The following is a 1,820-nucleotide window of genomic DNA, read 5'->3' as shown; positions in this document are numbered from 1 at the left end:
GGGACTTGCGTCCGCTGTTCGCCGAATGGGTGTTCGGCGAGGGCCTTTCGGAAGGGCAGTCGCAATAGCTTGGCCGTGATGACATTTACCGCTGACAGAACCATGCCAATTAGCTCTGACATCCACAATAAGATTGGGCTATTGTGTATCTTAACCAGCATCTCAATCAAGCTATCTCAAACCGTAGCTCGGAAAGAATAAGGAGCATGTATGCCGCGTCGCGTGACCCTGACCGATCGACAGCGCGAGGCGCTGCTTCACTTGCCGGTCGATCAAGGTGAGCTGCTGCGGCACTATACCCTCAGCGATGAGGATCTCGGGCATATCCGCCAGCGCCGGCGCGCCCACAATCGTTTTGGCTTCGCGCTGCAACTGTGCGTCCTGCGCTACCCGGGCCGGGTGCTCGCTCCTGGCGAGTTGATCCCGGCGCAGGTATCGGATTTCGTCGCGGCCCAGCTCGGCCTGACCAGCGACGATCTACTCCTCTATGCCGCGCGCGAGGAGACCCGGCACGAGCATCTGGCGGACCTTCGCCGAATCTACGGCTATCGCTCCTTTTCGGGGCGGGGCGCACGGGATTTGCGCGAATGGATCGCTCGGGAAGCCGAGGCGGCGACATCGAATGAGGATCTTGCCCGTCGCTTCGTTGCGGAGTGTCGCCGCACCCGCACGATCCTTCCCGGCTCCTCGACGATCGAGCGCCTTTGCGCCGATGCGCTGGTTGAGGCCGAGCGCCGGATCGAGGATCTTATCGCCCATCGCATCACGCCAACCCTGAGCGAGAATTTGGCTCACCTGTTGGAGGATACGGTGGATGGTCGCGTCACGCGCTTCGTATGGCTGCGACAGTTCGAGGTTGGCGCAAATTCAGCAGCCGCTAACCGGCTGATGGATCGACTGGAATATCTTCAAAGGTTCGATCTTCCGGCGGATTTGCTGGACGGCGTGCCGGCGCATCGTGTGACCCGGCTTCGCCGGCAGGGCGAGCGCTATTACGCCGACGGCATGCGTGATCTGCCCGAAGACAGGCGGCTTGCGATCCTCGCTGTCTGCACCCTGGAATGGCGGTCATCGCTGGCCGATGTCATCGTGGAGACCCACGATCGCATCGTAGGCCGTCTCTATCGGGCCTCCGAACGCCTTTGCAACACCAGGATCGCCGACGCAAAGGCGGCCGTTCGGGACACGCTGAAGTCCTTTGCCGATCGGTGGTGCTTTGCTTGGAGCGCAGGACGATGGCACGGCCCTGGACGGGATAATCGCCACCGGGCCTGGCTGGGAACGGTTCAGAACCCTTGTCGCCACGGCCTCCGCGCTGACCAACGTGCTCGCGGCCGACCCGCTCAGCCGTGTGCTGGACGGCTATCACCGTTTCCGCCTCTACGCGCCCAGGATGCTGCGCCTGCTCGACATGCAGGCGGCGCCGATCGCCACGCCTCTTCTGGCGGCCGTTGCGATGCTGCGTAACGGGATCAAGGTCGATCCGCCGGTGGATTTTCTACGTCCCAACTCGAAATGGCATCGTCATCTTCGCGCTGAGCCCAGCGGCGACCACCGGCTTTGGGAAATCGCGGTGCTGTTCCACATCCGCGACGCCTTCCGGTCCGGTGACATATGGTTGGCGGGATCGCGCCGCTATGGCGACCTCAAGCAGCTTCTGGTCCCGCCACAGGCGATAGAGCAGACCGCGCGGCTCGCCGTGCCGCTGCGACCCGGCGAATGGCTGGCCGAGCGCAGGGCTCGACTGGATACACGGCTGAAGGAGTTTGGCCGCGCGGCGCGAACCGGCACGATCCCAGGCGGCATCATCGAGAACGGCA

Annotated in this window: 1 pseudogene; it reads left to right on the top strand. The window is 63.3% G+C overall.

From position 1 onward, the window contains the following. Positions 1–210: 210 nt before the first annotated feature. Positions 211–1,820 (top strand): annotated as a pseudogene (locus F4U94_RS24020) (DUF4158 domain-containing protein); the annotation flags it as partial.

Source organism: Sphingobium limneticum (genome assembly GCF_008710155.1).
In the GTDB taxonomy this organism is placed as follows: Bacteria; Pseudomonadota; Alphaproteobacteria; order Sphingomonadales; family Sphingomonadaceae; genus Sphingobium; species Sphingobium limneticum.
The sequence above is the reverse complement of the archived record's forward strand: the minus strand, read 5'-3'. Positions and strand labels throughout refer to the sequence as shown.